Annotated in this window: 16 protein-coding genes; 12 read left to right on the top strand and 4 right to left on the bottom strand. The window is 64.4% G+C overall.

Translation table 11 applies throughout. The features are described 5' to 3' along the window. A complete protein-coding gene (locus G4G28_RS18270; RefSeq protein WP_183107673.1) occupies positions 1-1,704 on the bottom strand; it encodes a methyl-accepting chemotaxis protein in 1,704 nt (567 codons plus the stop codon). Positions 1,705-2,009: 305 nt separating this feature from the next. Here G4G28_RS18270 and G4G28_RS18265 point away from each other — a divergent pair, with 305 nt between their 5' ends. The 6 genes from G4G28_RS18265 (at position 2,010) to G4G28_RS18240 (ending at position 8,661) form a co-directional block, all read left to right on the top strand. Then, complete coding sequence (locus G4G28_RS18265) at positions 2,010-3,338, top strand: amidohydrolase (protein ID WP_182989363.1); 1,329 nt, start codon at positions 2,010-2,012, stop codon at positions 3,336-3,338. Positions 3,339-3,960: 622 nt separating this feature from the next. Continuing rightward, entirely contained in the window at positions 3,961-5,646 is a 1,686-nt protein-coding gene (locus G4G28_RS18260) for a CTP synthase (RefSeq protein WP_182989362.1), read from the top strand. After that, positions 5,643-6,500, top strand: coding sequence for a 3-deoxy-8-phosphooctulonate synthase (gene kdsA / locus G4G28_RS18255; protein WP_182989361.1), 858 nt, complete (start codon positions 5,643-5,645; stop codon positions 6,498-6,500). Before G4G28_RS18260 ends, kdsA begins: the two co-directional genes overlap by 4 nt. Before the next feature lie 99 nt (positions 6,501-6,599). After that, complete coding sequence (gene eno / locus G4G28_RS18250; RefSeq protein WP_182989360.1) at positions 6,600-7,883, top strand: phosphopyruvate hydratase; 1,284 nt, start codon at positions 6,600-6,602, stop codon at positions 7,881-7,883. A gap of 102 nt (positions 7,884-7,985) precedes the next feature. Then, complete coding sequence (gene ftsB, locus G4G28_RS18245; RefSeq protein WP_182989359.1) at positions 7,986-8,360, top strand: cell division protein FtsB; 375 nt, start codon at positions 7,986-7,988, stop codon at positions 8,358-8,360. Positions 8,361-8,364: 4 nt separating this feature from the next. Next, positions 8,365-8,661, top strand: a complete 297-nt coding sequence (locus G4G28_RS18240) for a hypothetical protein (RefSeq protein WP_183107672.1) — start codon at positions 8,365-8,367, stop codon at positions 8,659-8,661. Positions 8,662-8,706: 45 nt separating this feature from the next. Here the strand turns inward: G4G28_RS18240 and G4G28_RS18235 are convergent, their stop codons facing one another. Continuing rightward, a complete protein-coding gene (locus G4G28_RS18235) occupies positions 8,707-9,330 on the bottom strand; it encodes a hypothetical protein (protein WP_182989357.1) in 624 nt (207 codons plus the stop codon). Positions 9,331-9,354: 24 nt separating this feature from the next. Continuing rightward, positions 9,355-9,984 (bottom strand): hypothetical protein, encoded by a 630-nt coding sequence (locus G4G28_RS18230; protein WP_182989356.1) that lies wholly within the window; start codon positions 9,982-9,984, stop codon positions 9,355-9,357. Positions 9,985-10,195: 211 nt separating this feature from the next. Here G4G28_RS18230 and G4G28_RS18225 point away from each other — a divergent pair, with 211 nt between their 5' ends. The 5 genes from G4G28_RS18225 to G4G28_RS18205 all read left to right on the top strand — a co-directional run bounded on the left by G4G28_RS18225 (position 10,196) and on the right by G4G28_RS18205 (position 14,264). Next, a complete protein-coding gene (locus G4G28_RS18225; protein WP_182989355.1) occupies positions 10,196-10,600 on the top strand; it encodes a DUF3224 domain-containing protein in 405 nt (134 codons plus the stop codon). A gap of 123 nt (positions 10,601-10,723) precedes the next feature. Continuing rightward, positions 10,724-11,665: an alpha/beta fold hydrolase gene (locus G4G28_RS18220; RefSeq protein ID WP_202033855.1), complete on the top strand. Its 942-nt coding sequence runs from the start codon at positions 10,724-10,726 to the stop codon at positions 11,663-11,665. A gap of 67 nt (positions 11,666-11,732) precedes the next feature. After that, positions 11,733-12,443, top strand: a complete 711-nt coding sequence (locus G4G28_RS18215; RefSeq protein ID WP_182989352.1) for a hypothetical protein — start codon at positions 11,733-11,735, stop codon at positions 12,441-12,443. A 128-nt stretch (positions 12,444-12,571) separates the two neighbouring features. After that, positions 12,572-13,144, top strand: coding sequence for a hypothetical protein (locus tag G4G28_RS18210; RefSeq protein WP_182989351.1), 573 nt, complete (start codon positions 12,572-12,574; stop codon positions 13,142-13,144). A 187-nt stretch (positions 13,145-13,331) separates the two neighbouring features. Then, complete coding sequence (locus G4G28_RS18205; RefSeq protein WP_182989350.1) at positions 13,332-14,264, top strand: hypothetical protein; 933 nt, start codon at positions 13,332-13,334, stop codon at positions 14,262-14,264. 46 nt (positions 14,265-14,310) lie between these two features. On the opposite strand, the gene G4G28_RS18200 is transcribed toward G4G28_RS18205, so the two are convergent. After that, the gene (locus tag G4G28_RS18200) at positions 14,311-14,817 is read right to left on the bottom strand and encodes a Dps family protein (protein WP_182989349.1); all 507 of its coding nucleotides are present in this window, start codon (positions 14,815-14,817) and stop codon (positions 14,311-14,313) included. A 250-nt stretch (positions 14,818-15,067) separates the two neighbouring features. On the opposite strand from G4G28_RS18200, the gene G4G28_RS18195 reads away from it, so the two are divergent. Next, the gene (locus tag G4G28_RS18195; protein WP_183107671.1) at positions 15,068-15,370 is read left to right on the top strand and encodes a hypothetical protein; all 303 of its coding nucleotides are present in this window, start codon (positions 15,068-15,070) and stop codon (positions 15,368-15,370) included. Positions 15,371-15,381: the final 11 nt, after the last annotated feature.

The raw sequence follows: 15,381 nt of genomic DNA, 5'->3' as shown, positions 1-15,381 counted from the left end.
TCAGAAGGCTTCCCACTCCTCGCCGCCGACGCGCACGGTCGCTTTCGCCGCAGCGGGTTTGATCACGGGCTTGACGGCCGGCCTGGCGGCGCGCACGGCCAGGGCAGGGCGGGCCGCCGGTGCCGTCGTGCGTGCCGCCTGCGGCGCCGCTGCCGTGCCGGCCAGCTTGAAGACGCCGACCACCTGCGCCAGCGTGGCGGCCTGGGTCTGCATCGAGGCCGCGGCGGCGGCCGATTCCTCGACCAGGGCCGCGTTCTGCTGCGTGACCTGGTCCATCTGGCCGATGGCCGCGTTGACCTGCTCGATGCCGCCGGTCTGTTCGGCGCTGGCGTGGGTGATCTCGCCCATGATGTCGGTGACGCGGCGGATCGATTCCACCACCTGCTCCATCGTCGCGCCGGCCTGGTCGACCAGCCTGGCACCCATGTCGACCTTCTCGACCGAGTCGCCGATGAGCGACTTGATTTCCTTGGCGGCGGCGGCCGAACGCTGGGCCAGCGTGCGCACTTCGGACGCCACGACGGCGAAGCCGCGGCCCTGTTCGCCCGCACGAGCCGCTTCGACGGCCGCGTTCAGCGCCAGGATATTGGTCTGGAAGGCGATGCCGTCGATGACGCCGATGATGTCGACGATCTTGCGTGCCGACTCGTTGATCGACCCCATGGTGGTGATGACGTCGCCGACTACGGCGCCGCCTTCGGCTGCGACGGTCGATGCCGTGATCGCCAGCTCGTTGGCCTGGCGGGCGTTGTCGGCGTTCTGGCGCACGGTCGTGGTCAACTCTTCCATCGAGGCGGCGGTTTCTTCGAGCGCGCCGGCCTGCTGCTCGGTGCGGGCCGACAGATCCAGGTTGCCGGCCGAGATTTCGGCCGAGCCGGTGGCAATCGTGTCGGTGCCGCTGCGGACTTGGGCGACGATCGTGACCAGGCTGTCGTTCATGTGGCGCAGGGCGCGCAGCAGGGCACCGGTTTCGTCGCGCGAGGTGGCGTCGATGGTGCGCGTCAGGTCGCCGCCGGCCACGGTTTCGGCCAGGTCCACCGCGGCGCGGATCGGACGGGTGATGCTTGTCGTGAGCAGCCAGGACAGCCAGGCGCCGAGCAGCACGGCCAGGGCGGTCAGGCCGGCGATGAGTTTCGTGCTGTGGGCGGCGCTGGCGTCGATCGCCTTGGCGGTGGCGTCGATGCTGGTGCGCTGCATGACGACCAGTTCCTGCAGCAGTTCCTGGTACAGCTTCGAGGCCGGGGTGAAGTTCTGGTCGAGCAGGCGCGCCGCTTCTTCCTCGTTGCCCGCGGCCTTGGCCTTGACGGCGCCGTCGCGCGAAGCCGAATACGCCTTGCGCTGCTCCAGGATACGCGCGAACAGCGCCTTTTCCTCGCCGCCGTCGATCAGCGGTTCGATCTGCTTGAGCAGTTCGGCAGCCTTCTTCACCGAGGCGGCCGCGTCTTCCTTGAAATACGGGCCGAGCGCCGGGTCGGTGCTCTTGACGATGGCCGCGGTGCGGCGGATCGAAGCGTAGTTCAGGCTATACCAATCGGTGATCAGGCGTTCCTTGGTCAGGGGCGCGGCCATCATGGTACGGGTGGCTTCGGCCACTTCGCCCAGGCGCCAGACACCGGCGCAGGCGATCAGCACGGTCATGGCCAGGATCAGCATGAAGCCGAGACCGAGGCGCTTGCCGATCTTGATGTTGGAAATGAAACCCATTACAGCATTCCTTCAGGTATTGGTGGAAGAGGGCGGCGGCAGGCCTGGCGATGGACGCGCAGGGCGGCCGGGGAGCGTCCCTGGAAGCGCTCCGGAGATGACGAATTCTAAGGCGTGCGGGCCATGCTGCGCCAGAGAAAAAGTGACGCAGGGAAATTTTTACGACACTTTTGGCCGCATGGTTAAGCCATCAATTGTTAAATCGCCCAGCAGGGCAAGGGAAGTGTGCTTCTTGCAGCCCCCGTGAATCTGCACTAGATTCTGTCTCACCCGCGCCCTCCGTGACGCCCTTTGCCGAGACGCTCATGAACCCCTCCACCCGTCTTCTTCCCCTCCTGCTGGCCGGCCTGGGCGCCGCTGGAACCCTCCAGGCTGCCGCCTTGCCGCCGGAGTTCGCCGCCCAGCTCGACAAGGATTATCCGGCCATCGAAGCGCTCTACCAGGACCTGCACCGCAATCCGGAACTGGCATTCAACGAACACCAGACCGCGAAGAAGCTTGCCGACCGCGTCAAGGCGCTGGGCTACGAGGTCACCACCGGCATCGGCGGCACCGGTTTCGTCGCCATCCTGAAGAACGGCCCCGGCCCGACCGCGATGCTGCGTACGGAACTGGACGCGCTGCCGGTGCAGGAAAAGACCGGCCTGCCGTTCGCCAGCACCGTCACGACGAAAAACGCGGCGGGCGAAACGGTACCGACCATGCACGCCTGCGGCCACGACGTGCACATGTCGGCCTGGTTCGCCACCGCCAAGCTGATGGCGGAGAACCGCAAGGCCTGGAGCGGCACGCTGATGCTGCTCGGCCAGCCGGCCGAGGAGCCGCTGACGGGATCAAACGCGATGATCAAGGATGGTCTCTTCAAGCGCTTCCCGAAGCCCGACTACGCGATGTCGATGCACGACGAAGGCACGCTGCCGGCCGGCACGGTGGGCTGGCATGCCGGCCACTTCCGCGCCTCGGCCGATACCATCACCATCACCATCCACGGCCAGGGCGGACATGGCGCGACGCCCCAGGAAACGCGCGACCCGGTCGTCATGTCGGCGCGCGTCGTGATGGCGCTGCAGACCCTGATCTCGCGCGAGAACAATCCGGCCGACCCGGTCGTCATCACCGTCGGCAGCATCCACGGCGGCACCCAGGCGAACATCGTGCCCGACCAGGTCAAGCTGCTGCTGACCGTGCGCACCTTCAAGCCGGAAGTGCGCAAGCGCGTGCTGGCCAGCATCGTGCGCGAAGTCGAGGGCGAAGCCATGGCCGCGGGCGCGCCGAAGAAGCCGCAGGTCGACATCGTGCCCGGCGCCGATTCGGTCTATAACGATCCGCAGCTGACCGCACGCGCGGTCGCCGCGATCCAGGGCGCGCTGGGGGCCGACAGGGTGGTCGAGATGCCGGCCAAGATGACCTCCGAAGACTTCGCCAACTACGGCCAGGCCGGGATCAAGTCCATCCTGCTGCACGTGGGCGCGGTCGAGCCGAAGAAACTGGCCGATGCGCGCGCCGCCGGCAAGTACCCGCCGGGCACGCACTCGCCACAGTGGGCGCCGGACTTCAAGCCGACCGTGCGTTCCTTCATCGCGGCGGAGACGGCGGTGTTGCTGGATTTGTTGAAGCCGGGGCAGGCGAAGTAGGGGATGGCGGCGCCGATGTTCAGATGGTGAGACGGCGTGGGCACAAGTGCCCACCCTACGATGGCAAGGCGCCGCCATTTTTTCGGCACGCAACCTGTGAATTGGCGTGGGGTGGGCACAAGTACCCACCCTACGATGGCAGGCGCCGCTATTTTTTCGGCACGCAACCTGTAAATTGGCGTCGGGTGGGCACTCGTGCCCACGCGGTACGGGATGGCGGCGCCGATGTTCAGATGGTGAGACGGCATGGGCACAAGTGCCCACCCTACGATGGCAAGGCGCCGCCATTTTTTCGGCACGCAACCTGTGAATTGGCGTAGGGTGGGCACTCGTGCCCACGCGGTACGGCCTATGCGCGGTCGCTGCGCATGCGAACGAGGGACTATCCGCCGTGGTGTAGGGTGGAGTCCCGACTCCACGCGTTTTCACAACCGGCATGACGCGAAGGGAATGCGCTGGGCCGACCATGCCAACTTCTGTTTGCTGCGCAAAAACAATTGTTCAGCATGAAATGCCCCCAACATCGGCGAAAACCGCCCTTATCCTCTTGATAAGAGAAAGTTTCAGCCCGTTTAGGGTATAATTTCAATTTCCCGCGCGTGCCGTTCGGCACCTTCAGCAAATGACCAAATTTGTATTCGTCACCGGCGGCGTCGTGTCTTCCCTGGGCAAGGGGATCGCAGCCGCCTCCCTCGCCGCGATCCTCGAATCGCGCGGCCTCAAAGTCACCATGCTCAAGCTCGATCCCTACATTAACGTGGATCCGGGCACGATGAGCCCGATGCAGCACGGCGAAGTATTCGTCACCGACGACGGCGCCGAGACCGACCTCGACCTGGGCCACTACGAGCGCTTCATCAGCACCCGCATGAAGAAGGTGAACAACTTCACCACCGGCCAGATTTACGAGTCCGTGATCCGCAAGGAGCGCCGCGGCGAATACCTCGGCAAGACCGTGCAGGTGATCCCGCACATCACCAACGAGATCCAGGACTACATCCGCCGCGGCGCCGAAGGCGTCGACGTCGCGCTGGTCGAGATCGGCGGCACCGTCGGCGACATCGAATCGCTGCCCTTCCTGGAAGCGGCGCGCCAGCTGTCGCTGCGCGCCGGCCGCAAGTCGACGGCCTTCGTCCACCTGACCCTGGTGCCGTATATCGCGTCGGCCGGCGAACTGAAAACCAAGCCGACCCAGCACAGCGTGCAGAAACTGCGCGAGATCGGCATTTCGCCGAATGCCTTGCTGTGCCGCGCCGACCGCCGCATTCCCGACGACGAGCGCGCGAAAATCTCGCTGTTCGCCAACGTCGAAGAGCAGGCCGTGATCTCGGTGTGGGACGTGGACACCATCTACAAGGTGCCGCAGGTGCTGAACGACCAGGGCCTGGACGACATCATCCTCGAAGCGCTGGATATCCAGGCGCCGCCGGCCGACCTGTCGATGTGGACGAAACTGATCCACACGCTGGAAAACCCGAAGCACGAAGTCACCATCGGCATGGTCGGCAAATATGTCGACCTGACCGAATCGTACAAGTCGCTGACCGAAGCGCTGCGCCACGCCGGCATCCATACCGAAAGCCGCGTCAACATCGAGTACCTCGATTCGGAAGAGATCGAAACGAAAGGTTGCGAGCACCTGGCCAAGTACGACGCCATCCTGGTGCCGGGCGGCTTCGGCAAGCGCGGCGTGGAAGGCAAGATCATGGCCGCGCGCTATGCACGCGAAAACAAGATCCCTTACCTCGGCATCTGCCTCGGCATGCAGGTGGCGCTGATCGAATACGCACGCCACATGGCCGGCTTCCCGAACGCGAACTCGACCGAATTCGACCTGGAAACCGACCAGCCGGTCGTCGCCCTGATCAACGAATGGCAGAACCACGACGGCAAAGTGGAAAAGCGCGACGAGAACTCGGACCTGGGCGGCACCATGCGCCTGGGCGCGCAGACCTGCGCCGTGAAACCGGGCACGCTGGCGGCCGAGATCTACGGCAGCGTCGTGACCGAGCGCCACCGCCACCGCTACGAAGCCAACAACTTCTACCTGCCGAAGGTGGAAGCGGCCGGCCTCGTCGTCGCGGCGCGCACCCCGAACGAAGACCTGTGCGAAATCATGGAACTGCCGCGCAGCGGAGAGAACGCGCACCCGTGGTACATGGGCGTGCAGTTCCACCCTGAATTCAAGTCGACCCCACGCAGCGGCCACCCGCTGTTCACCTCGTTCATCCAGGCCGCGCTCGCGCACCAGGCGCGCAGCGCCCCGGCCGCGGCCAACGAACAAGCTTTGCAAGGAGACGCAGCATGAAACTCTGCGGTTTTGAAGTAGGCCAGGAACACCCGATTTTCCTGATCGCCGGCACCTGCGTGATCGAGTCGCGCCAGATGGCGATGGACACGGCCGGCACGCTGAAGGAAATCACCAGCGCGCTGGGCATCCCCTTCATCTATAAATCGTCCTTCGACAAGGCGAACCGCTCGTCGGGCAAGACCTTCCGCGGTCCCGGCATCGACAAGGGCCTCGAGATCCTCGCCGACGTGCGCCGCGAAATCGGCGTGCCGGTGCTGACCGACGTGCACGACGAAGAGATGATCGCGCAAGTGGCCAGCGTCGTGGACGTCCTGCAGACGCCGGCTTTTCTCTGCCGCCAGACCGACTTCATCAACGCCTGCGCGCGTTCGGGTAAACCGGTCAACATCAAGAAGGGCCAGTTCCTGGCGCCGGGCGACATGAAGAACGTGATCGACAAGGCACGCGCGGCAGCTCGCGATGCGGGCCTGAACGAGGACAACTTCATGGCCTGCGAACGCGGCGCTTCCTTCGGCTACAACAACCTGGTGTCCGACATGCGTTCGCTCGCCATCATGCGCGAATCGAACTGCCCGGTGGTGTTCGACGCCACCCACTCGGTTCAGCTGCCGGGCGGGCAGGGTACGTCCTCGGGCGGCCAGCGCGAACACGTGCCGGTGCTGGCGCGCGCGGCGGTTGCCGTGGGCGTCGCCGGCCTGTTCATGGAAACCCACCCGGACCCGGCCAACGCCATGTCGGACGGCCCGAACGCGGTGCCGCTGGGCCGCATGAAGGAATTGCTGACGACCCTGGTCGAACTGGACCGCGTGGTCAAGCGTGCGGGCTTCCTCGAGAACAGTTTCAAGGCATAATTGCTTATTGGGATTATTTAGCTTGCAAGTCGAGGCGCCTCATATGGCGCCTCGACTTTCATGTGCGACAGGATTTTTTACCTTCTGGAGATTTGAGACATGAGTGCTATCGTTGATATTATCGGCCGCGAAATCATTGACTCGCGCGGCAATCCGACCGTCGAATGCGACGTGCTGCTGGAATCGGGCGTGATGGGCCGTGCGGCCGTGCCGTCGGGCGCGTCGACCGGTTCGCGCGAAGCGATCGAACTGCGTGACGGCGACCCGAAGCGTTACTTCGGCAAGGGCGTGCTGCAGGCCTGCGAGAACATCAACACCGAGATCAGCGAAGCAATCATGGGCCTGGACGCCAACGAACAGGCTTTCCTGGACCGTACCCTGATCGACCTGGACGGCACCGAGAACAAGAGCCGCCTGGGCGCGAACGCCATGCTGGCCGTGTCGATGGCCGTCGCCAAGGCTGCCGCCGAGGAAGCGGGCCTGCCTTTGTATCGCTACTTCGGTGGTTCGGGCGCGATGCAGATGCCGGTACCGATGATGAACGTCATCAACGGCGGCGCCCACGCCGACAACAACCTGGACATCCAGGAATTCATGATCATCCCGGTCGGCGCGCCTTCGTTCAAGGAAGCCATCCGCTACGGCGCCGAGGTGTTCCACACGCTGAAGAAAATCCTGCACTCGAAGGGCCTGTCGACCGCGGTCGGCGACGAAGGCGGCTTTGCCCCATCGGTGGCGAACCATGAAGAAGCGATCAAGCTGATCATGCAGGCGATCGAGCAGGCAGGCTATGAAGCCGGCACCCAGATCGCCATCGGCCTGGACTGCGCCGCCAGCGAGTTCTACAAGGACGGCAAGTACCACCTGGAAGGCGAGGGCCTGCAGTTGACCTCGACCGACTTCACCAACATGCTCGCGACCTGGGTCGACAAGTACCCGATCATCTCGATCGAGGACGCGATGCACGAGGGCGACTGGGAAGGCTGGGCGACGCTGACCGCGGCCCTGGGCAAGCGCGTGCAGCTGGTCGGCGACGATTTGTTCGTCACTAACACCAAGATCCTCAAAGAAGGCATCCAGAAGGGCATCGCCAACTCGATCCTCATCAAGATCAACCAGATCGGCACCCTGACCGAGACCTTCGCCGCCATCGAGATGGCCAAGCGCGCCGGCTACACGGCCGTCATTTCGCACCGTTCGGGCGAAACCGAGGACTCGACCATTGCCGATATCGCGGTCGGCCTGAACGCGCTGCAGATCAAGACCGGCTCGATGTCGCGTTCGGATCGCATGGCCAAGTACAACCAGCTGCTGCGTATCGAGGAAGACCTGGGCGACGTTGCCAGCTACCCTGGCCGCGATGCGTTCTATAATCTGAAATAAGTTAATGCAGAGCCGCAACAAACGGCTCGGCATCAGCTGAAGCACATCAAGTAAGTATCCACCCGGCCGGTCACCCTGACTGGCCGGCGTAACATTGTCCCCATGCGCCTCATTACGCTCGTTCTCGCCGCCCTGCTGGTACTGATCCAATACCCTTTATGGCTGGGGAAGGGCGGCATGCTGGCCGTTTCCGACCTGCGCGACCAGGTCGACCTGGCCCAGGTCCACACCGGCAAGCTGCAGGCCCGCAACGCCAAGCTCGAATCGGAAGTGCGCGACCTGCGCGAAGGACTGGGCGCCGTCGAGGAACGTGCGCGCCTGGAACTGGGCATGATCAAGCAGAACGAAATCTTCGTCCAGGTCCTGCGCAAGGACGAACAACCGACCGAATCGATGACCGTCCCGCCGCCGCCGCCGCCGCCGAAACCCGGCAAGGGCGGCCAGGACGCCGGCCGCGGCAACGGTCCTACCCACTGACATCATGCAAGCCGACCATGGCGCCGATGGCGCATCCCCGCAGGATCCCGCAACGGGCCTGAGCACGCTCGAGGCGCTTGCCGCCTACCTGGCCGCCGCTTTCGAGAGCGGCGACAGCGCCCAGCTGGCGGAGGCCCCGGCAGTGGCGGCGCAGGCCGAGGGCACCACCCACCTGGCGGCCGCCGCCGGCCTGCCCCAGCTTGAACTACGCCAGGCCTTCGCCCGCGGCGAAATGAGCATGGCGACGACGCTCGCCATCATGAAGGTGATCGACCTGCACCTGCCGGGGCAGGCCCACTAGCGTCAATCGATCCAATCCGTAGGGTGGACGGGTTCCCCGTCCACCCTACCAAAGCACGGAAGGCTCCTGCGTACACTTCGTTTGCGTGCGTTTCTTGCCGTTACGGTAGGTCGTCTCGACGTGGAGCATGCAGACGAACTCGCCATCCTCGTTGACGCGTGTCGTCCTGTCGTATTCGTGGTCGATGACGAGCTTGCCCTGGCGCCAGCAGTGTCGCGACGAATAATATTCCGCTTCGCCGACATTCCAGGCGCCGCTGACGCACTTGCCATGCTGGTTGTCGATATCCAGGCCGCCGATCTCGGACAAAGCCTTGCTCAGTTCGAACTGGCGCCCCTTGGGCTTGTAAAGGAACACCGTCAGGCTCTCGTTGCCGGTATCGCCGACGTCGCTGGTGACGGCCAGGTCAGGGCAGCCGTCGTAGTTGAAATCGCGGCTTGTATCGAGCGATTCGCTGTTTGCGCGCTCGTTCCCGAGATTGGCGAGCACCTGCACCGTCTTGCCGGACGCGTCGCTGATGTGCACGCTGCCGCGGGTGCGGTCAGCTTCTTTCTCCGGCACCCACTCGAAGCGATAGGCGGGTTTGCCTCGTTGGCTGCACCACGGATCGGCGGCCCAGGCGGGCAGGGACGAGCAGCACAGCACGGCAATCGACAGGGTCTTCCACATCAGCTTCGGCCTCCGGGGGAATTTTTACTCGAATGTCTTCGTACACTTCGTGCGCGTGCGCTTCCTGCCGCCGCGGTAGGTCGTCTCGATGTGCTCGTAGCAAAAGGACTCCGATCCCTCCTTGTAGCGCGGCGAAATCTTGTATTCGCTGACGAGGACGAGCTTGCCTTTCTTCCAGCAATGCCGGGACGCATACACACTGTCGGCACCGCTCTTCCATCCGCCGGTCACGCAATTCTTGTCGCGCGGATCGACATCCAGGCCGCCGATGTTCGACAAGGCCTCGTTGAGCTCGAACCGTCGCCGCCGGGGGTTGTACAGGTAGGCCTCGACGCTTGCGTTGCCGATTCCGGCAACCTGGCTCGTCATCACCAGGTCAGGGCAGCCGTCGTTGTTGTAATCCCGGGCGCCAGGGAGCCATTCGCTGTCTTCCCCGTAGTAGTTGCTGACGTTCCCGAGTACCTGCACGAGTTTGCCCGATGCGTTCCGGATGCGCACCTCGCCGACAAAGGACCCGTCCAGGTCCTCGGCCTTGCCCTTGACCACCCATTCGAAGCGGTAAGCCTGCTTGCCGCGCGGGCTGCACCAGGGATCAAACGCCCAGGCGGGCAGGGACGAGCAGCACAGCAGCACGATCGACAAGGTCTTCCACATGGTCTTCAGTCTCCGGAAACGGGTGCTTGCCAATCATACAACGACAAGCCTTGCTCCCGCACCCGGAGAGCGCCTGCCTGGCTGGGCGCGCTGGCCGGATCTGGCGCCGCCGTCCGGGTCAAGGGCAGCGCAGATGCGCACGACGGGTGATTTACCGCCCACATTCCCCTAGAATGTGTCATATCTTTTTCATACCTGAAGGAATCGCACCATGAGCCAGCTCCACGCCGCCGGACCGTTCGATGTCACCGTCACCCCGCAAGGCGAGCCTGTCGTCGTCGACAACGCCACCACGGGCCGCATGGCGATCGACAAGCTCTATCACGGCGACCTGAACGGCCGCGGCTCCGGTGAAATGCTGTCCGCCATGACCGTCACCGAAGGCTCGGCCGGCTACGTCGCCATCGAACGCGTGACCGGCACCCTGCACGGCAAGAGCGGCAGCTTCGTGCTGCAGCACTCGGGCACCATGGCGCGCGGTGCCCAGCAGCTGTCGATCACTGTGGTACCGGATTCCGGCACCGGCAAGCTCACCGGCATCAGCGGCACCATGCGCATCCGCATCGAGGAGCGCAACCATTTCTACGAGTTCGACTACACGCTGCCGACGGCCTGAAGCACACCTGGACCGGTATCGTATTGCGTTGTGACAATGCGATAGTTTTCTGCTCAGCATTATCAGCTAACCTAGCCCGTGTATTGACCGGCAGCCTGCGTCCCCGTCGGGGAGCCTGCCGCGATGCCACCGATAATGCCGAGGAGACGGGATGAAAGCAGGGATGGGAAGCAGCAAATTTTCGCGCCGCGGGTTCATGGCGGTGCTGGCGGCTGTCGCGACGGCGCTGCCGATCGCCGGCGCCCTGGCCGCACCCTTTGCTTCCGAACGCATCACCGTGCGCACCGAGGGCACGGGCCCGGATGTCATCCTGATCCCCGGCCTGAACTCCTCGCCGCGCGCCTGGGCCTCGACCGTGTCCGCGGTGCCCGGTTACCGCTACCACCGGTGCAGGTTGCGGGCTTCGCCGACCAGCCTGCCGGCGCAAACAAGGAGGGCCTGGTCGCCGCGCCCGTCGCCGAAGAGATTGCCCGCTACATCGCGGAATCCGGCTTGAGCAAGCCGGCCGTGATCGGCCACTCGATGGGCGGCACGATGGGCATGATGCTGGCCGCGCGCCATCCGCAAGCCCTGTCGCGGCTGATGGTGGTCGACATGGTGCCCTACATGGGTCCGCTGTTCGCCGGGCCCGGCGCCAGCGCCCAGAAGGTCGAGTCGGTCGCGGACGGCATCGCCGCCGGCATGCGCGCGGCCACTCCCGAACAACGCAGCAAGCGGGCGGGCGACACCATCGCCGGCATGGTCAACACCGAGGCGATGCGCGCCGGCGCGACCGCCGATTCGCTGGCCAGCGACCCTGACGTGGGCGTGCGCGCCTACCGCGAACTGATCGTCACCGACCTCACGCCCGAACTGGCGAAGATCACCGTCCCGGTCACCGTGCTGTATGTCCAGCCGAAGAGCGTGCCGATTCCCGCGGCGATGTTCGATGGCTTTTATAAAACCGCCTACGCACCCGTGAAAAGCCTGAACCTGAAGCGCATCGAGGACAGCGCCCACTTCATCATGTGGGACCAGCCCCAGCGCTTCCAGGGCGAGGTCAAGGCTTTCCTCGGTACGCCTTGAGTCCGCAGCGGCGCGCGCTGCATCGCCAGTCCGGAAACGCCAGACCATACTGAAAGAGGAGGCCGATTTGCTCAACAAACACCATCTGTCGGGCGTCCTGATCGCACTCGGCTGCTTGCCGCTGGCCGTCCTGGCCGGCACCGGCGCCACGCCTGCCCCGGCCTCGCAGCTGGCTGCGGACGTCGTCGCCTTCGTCGGCGAAAAGATCTCGGTCGAGGTCTTCCCGGACACGCCGGAGGAGATCGCCGCCAGGAAAGCCGAGGATGAACGCGTGATGAAGGAGCGCGGCATGCAGCGCGTCAGCATGCGCCTCAACACCAGGCTGAAGGCGAAATATCGGGTCCTCAAGGTCGTGGCGGGCCAGCACACGCAGGATACGATCGAGTTCATCGCGGTCGACCATTACGGCCGTCCGCGCTTTGCCGAGCAAAACCCGGTGCTGCTGTATGTGAAGAAGGACGGGGCGGGCGCGTATGTTCACGTCCGCTATCCGTATTCCTTCGTGTATCCGACGCGGGACGGCAACTGGGCTTCATGCAGCACCGGAACCGAGCTGCCCGAGCGGGACAGCCCTGAACTCCTTCAGGCCGTGCATCGTGTCGACTTCGCGCCCGCTGTCGAGGTCCCGGCCGCGCAGCTCCAGGCGCGCCTGGCGCAGGCGATGGCGATGGAGCGCGCGAGCCACTACGACATCGCGGGCGAGCGGGCAACCTGCAGGCAGGGGCTGACGGTCGGCGAACTGGTGGCGCTGCATGCCAACAAAGTAGCGGCCGACTGAACGCCGGTACCGCCGCCGCTGGCTCTGGCTCGTCACGATTTGAGCTTGGCAATACATATTCATACTCAGCGGCAATACCGTCGAGCAGCAGCACCTGACAGACCCACGGCAGCACATAGAGGAAGCACATGGCACACCTGGCCGCATTACCCGAACCCTTGCAGCAGCGCCTGCGCGCGGAACTCAACACCGGCGAAAGCCTCCTCTGGACTGGCCAGCCCTCGCCTCGGCGCTACATGAAGGATGCCTTCAAGCTCTGGTTCTTCTTCATCCCCTGGACCGCCTTTTCCCTCTTCTGGATGGCCGGCGCGTCGGGCTTTCGCCTGCCTTCGTTCGAGGACGGCTGGAGCCTGTTTCCGCTGTTCGGCTTGCCCTTCCTGCTGATCGGGATTGCCGGGCTGAGCTCTCCGTTCTGGTTGCGGAGAAAAGCGGCATGGATCGTGTATGGGCTCACCAACCGGCGCGCCCTCATCATCGCCGGCAAGGACTCGATTACCGTCAAGTCCTATCAGATTGCCGACATCGGCGAGCTCGAACGCACCGAACATGCGGACGGCTCGGGCGACGTGATCTTCGAGCGCGAATCCGTCCGGGACAGCAGGGGACGCCAGCAGACGACGAACCACGGTTTCATTGCCGTTCCTGAAGTGCGAAGCGTCGCGCAATTGCTCGAGAAGATGACGGTGGCCAGGCCGGCCTGAGCTGGCCATGCACGCGATGTGTCATTACAACGCGAGGAACCGGGCGGGAATTTCTTTCTTTACTAACTTTCCTCGCGTCACGATAATGACTGGTTTGCAAGGGATGGTAGCGGTTTGCCAAGCAATCCAGCGGCAAGTCCTGTCGCAGCGCTACCTTCCCTGTCCGCCCACGCCAATCGAGATATTCATGACACTCACCCGTACTCTTCTTCTCTTCCTCCTTGCCGCCGGCACCGTCCAGGCAGCGCCTGCGGCGCGCAAGCCTGCCCCCGCCCCGCCCGTTGCGACTGCCTGCAACGCGCCGCTGGAGGGCAAGGTCGCCGAGATGCTGGTCTGGAATGACGCGAGCGAATTGCGCAAGGAAAAGGCGGCATTGCTCAAGTCAGCGCGTTCCGACCGCGAAATGTGCATTAACGAGGAGGTTTCGTTCAACAAGGCAAAGGCCGCCCCGTTGCTTGCAAAAAACGATGCGTTTGTCGCGCAGCAACTCGATGCTGCGATGGCGCGGGTCGAGGCCGACCCGTTGCGATATCTTGAGCCGCTGCTCGCCGAACTGATCACGGAGGCCGAGAAGGACCTGGACGATGCGCGCAAGGTGCGCTCCGTGGCGGCAGCTTGCGGCGACTGGCCCTATTCGGAACCATCCGGCAATTTCGATGACGCGGCGCGCGATAGGCTCATCGCACGTATCGACAGTTATCGTGCCTGTGCGGAAAAAATGAAGAAAGACAGGGACTGGGAGCTCGGGAGCGGTCAGCTCGCAGAAGGTGAAGCATTTGCCGCCCGCCTGCGACGCTTCGCCTGCGGTACCACTTCGTCGGCCAGATGCCTGTCCGACCGTGACCTGGACAAGCTGCGCCGTCTCGGCAGCCGGTCGAATGTCGCGATGGTTGACGCCGCAGAAAAAACTGTCGAAAACACCATCGACGAGGCAGACGAAGGGCTGGAGGCGGTGAACCGGTATATTCTCCGGTACAACGAACTCGTCGCTGAACGCAAGCAGCAGCGCGAGGAAGCCGAGGAGCGCCGCTCCACGCCCTACTACTACACGCCCCCACAGACCAGCCAGCCGGAGCCGTATCGCCGGCCGAGCGATACCTCGGCAGCCGGCATCCGCTAAGCGTGCCGGCGAGGGTGGGCAAGGCGGCGTCTGCCGCCGGGCGTCGTCAATCCGACGAGGCTTCGCCCTGCGTCGATCCCGCACCCTGCTCGAGGAAGGAGCGCAGCATCCAGGCGTTCTTCTCGTGCACTTCCATGCGGGTGGTGAGCATGTCGGCGGTCGGGTAGTCGTCCAGGTCGTCGGCGACCTTCACGCCGGCGCGCAGGGTACGCACGATGGTTTCGTTGCCGTCGACCAGCTGGCGGATCATCTCCTTGGCCGAGAGCACGTCCGGTTCTTCCTTGATGCTCGACAGTTCGGCATAGCGGCGCGAGGTGGCCGGGGCGAAGTGGCCGAGGGAGCGGATGCGCTCGGCGATGTCGTCGAGGGCGTTCCACTGCTCGGTGTACTGCTCTTCGAACATCACGTGCAGGGTCGAGAACATCGGGCCCGTCACGTTCCAGTGGAAGTTGTGCGTTTTCAGGTACAGCATGTAGGCGTCCGCCAGTACGGTCGAGAGCGACTCGACGATGCGTGCACGGTCTTCCGCATTGATTCCAGTATCCATGTGCATTGCGATTCTCCAGAAGTGAAATGTTAGTGTTTGCTAAAAATGCAACACTATCAGGAAGGAAGCAGCTTAGCACCGCCGGCAAATCGCTGAAGCACGATCCGATTGCGGGACCGCCGCGGCCGCGCCGGAAGGCGGCTTCTGCCTGCGCGCGCCGGCGCGCTTGCGTGCGTCGCCGGCCTGGGCCTTGTGCTACGGTTGGGTACAAACGCAGCAGGGGCGCGGCCCCGCACTTCATCGGAGAAGAGTCGGCATGGAAAAATTTCTGGTCGTTTTTCGGGGTGCCACGGTCGGGGAGGCGGAAGGTCCGCGTCATGATCCCCTGCGCTGGGACAGCTGGTTCGAGGGGCTGGGGCAGGCCCTGCTCGACCGGGGCGCGCTCAGCCACGGCAGCGTCGAGGTGCCCACCCGGCTGGTCGGTGCAAAGCTGAGCAGCAGCCCCTTGTCCGGCTACTGCGTCATCGCGGCAAGCGACTTCAACGACGCCGTCCGGCTGGCGCAGGCCTCGCCGATCTTCGACGAAAAAGGTTCCGTCGAAATCGCGCACCTGCGCTAGCGGGGTCTTGC

Source organism: Massilia sp. Dwa41.01b, assembly GCF_014171775.1.
GTDB lineage: Bacteria > Pseudomonadota > Gammaproteobacteria > Burkholderiales > Burkholderiaceae_D > Telluria.
The sequence above is the reverse complement of the archived record's forward strand: the minus strand, read 5'-3'. Positions and strand labels throughout refer to the sequence as shown.

Excerpts from the sequence above, each read along its gene's own strand:
- G4G28_RS18225 (WP_182989355.1), top strand. The coding sequence starts at position 10,196 with ATGAGCCAGCTCCACGCCGCCGGACCGTTCGATGTCACCGTCACCCCG.
- G4G28_RS18260 (WP_182989362.1), top strand. The coding sequence starts at position 3,961 with ATGACCAAATTTGTATTCGTCACCGGCGGCGTCGTGTCTTCCCTGGGC.
- G4G28_RS18240 (WP_183107672.1), top strand. The coding sequence starts at position 8,365 with ATGCAAGCCGACCATGGCGCCGATGGCGCATCCCCGCAGGATCCCGCA.
- G4G28_RS18195 (WP_183107671.1), top strand. The coding sequence starts at position 15,068 with ATGGAAAAATTTCTGGTCGTTTTTCGGGGTGCCACGGTCGGGGAGGCG.
- G4G28_RS18235 (WP_182989357.1), bottom strand. The coding sequence starts at position 9,330 with ATGTGGAAGACCCTGTCGATTGCCGTGCTGTGCTGCTCGTCCCTGCCC.
- eno (WP_182989360.1), top strand. The coding sequence starts at position 6,600 with ATGAGTGCTATCGTTGATATTATCGGCCGCGAAATCATTGACTCGCGC.
- G4G28_RS18270 (WP_183107673.1), bottom strand. The coding sequence starts at position 1,704 with ATGGGTTTCATTTCCAACATCAAGATCGGCAAGCGCCTCGGTCTCGGC.
- G4G28_RS18205 (WP_182989350.1), top strand. The coding sequence starts at position 13,332 with ATGACACTCACCCGTACTCTTCTTCTCTTCCTCCTTGCCGCCGGCACC.
- kdsA (WP_182989361.1), top strand. The coding sequence starts at position 5,643 with ATGAAACTCTGCGGTTTTGAAGTAGGCCAGGAACACCCGATTTTCCTG.
- G4G28_RS18230 (WP_182989356.1), bottom strand. The coding sequence starts at position 9,984 with ATGTGGAAGACCTTGTCGATCGTGCTGCTGTGCTGCTCGTCCCTGCCC.
- G4G28_RS18265 (WP_182989363.1), top strand. The coding sequence starts at position 2,010 with ATGAACCCCTCCACCCGTCTTCTTCCCCTCCTGCTGGCCGGCCTGGGC.
- ftsB (WP_182989359.1), top strand. The coding sequence starts at position 7,986 with ATGCGCCTCATTACGCTCGTTCTCGCCGCCCTGCTGGTACTGATCCAA.
- G4G28_RS18200 (WP_182989349.1), bottom strand. The coding sequence starts at position 14,817 with ATGCACATGGATACTGGAATCAATGCGGAAGACCGTGCACGCATCGTC.
- G4G28_RS18210 (WP_182989351.1), top strand. The coding sequence starts at position 12,572 with ATGGCACACCTGGCCGCATTACCCGAACCCTTGCAGCAGCGCCTGCGC.
- G4G28_RS18220 (WP_202033855.1), top strand. The coding sequence starts at position 10,724 with ATGCCACCGATAATGCCGAGGAGACGGGATGAAAGCAGGGATGGGAAG.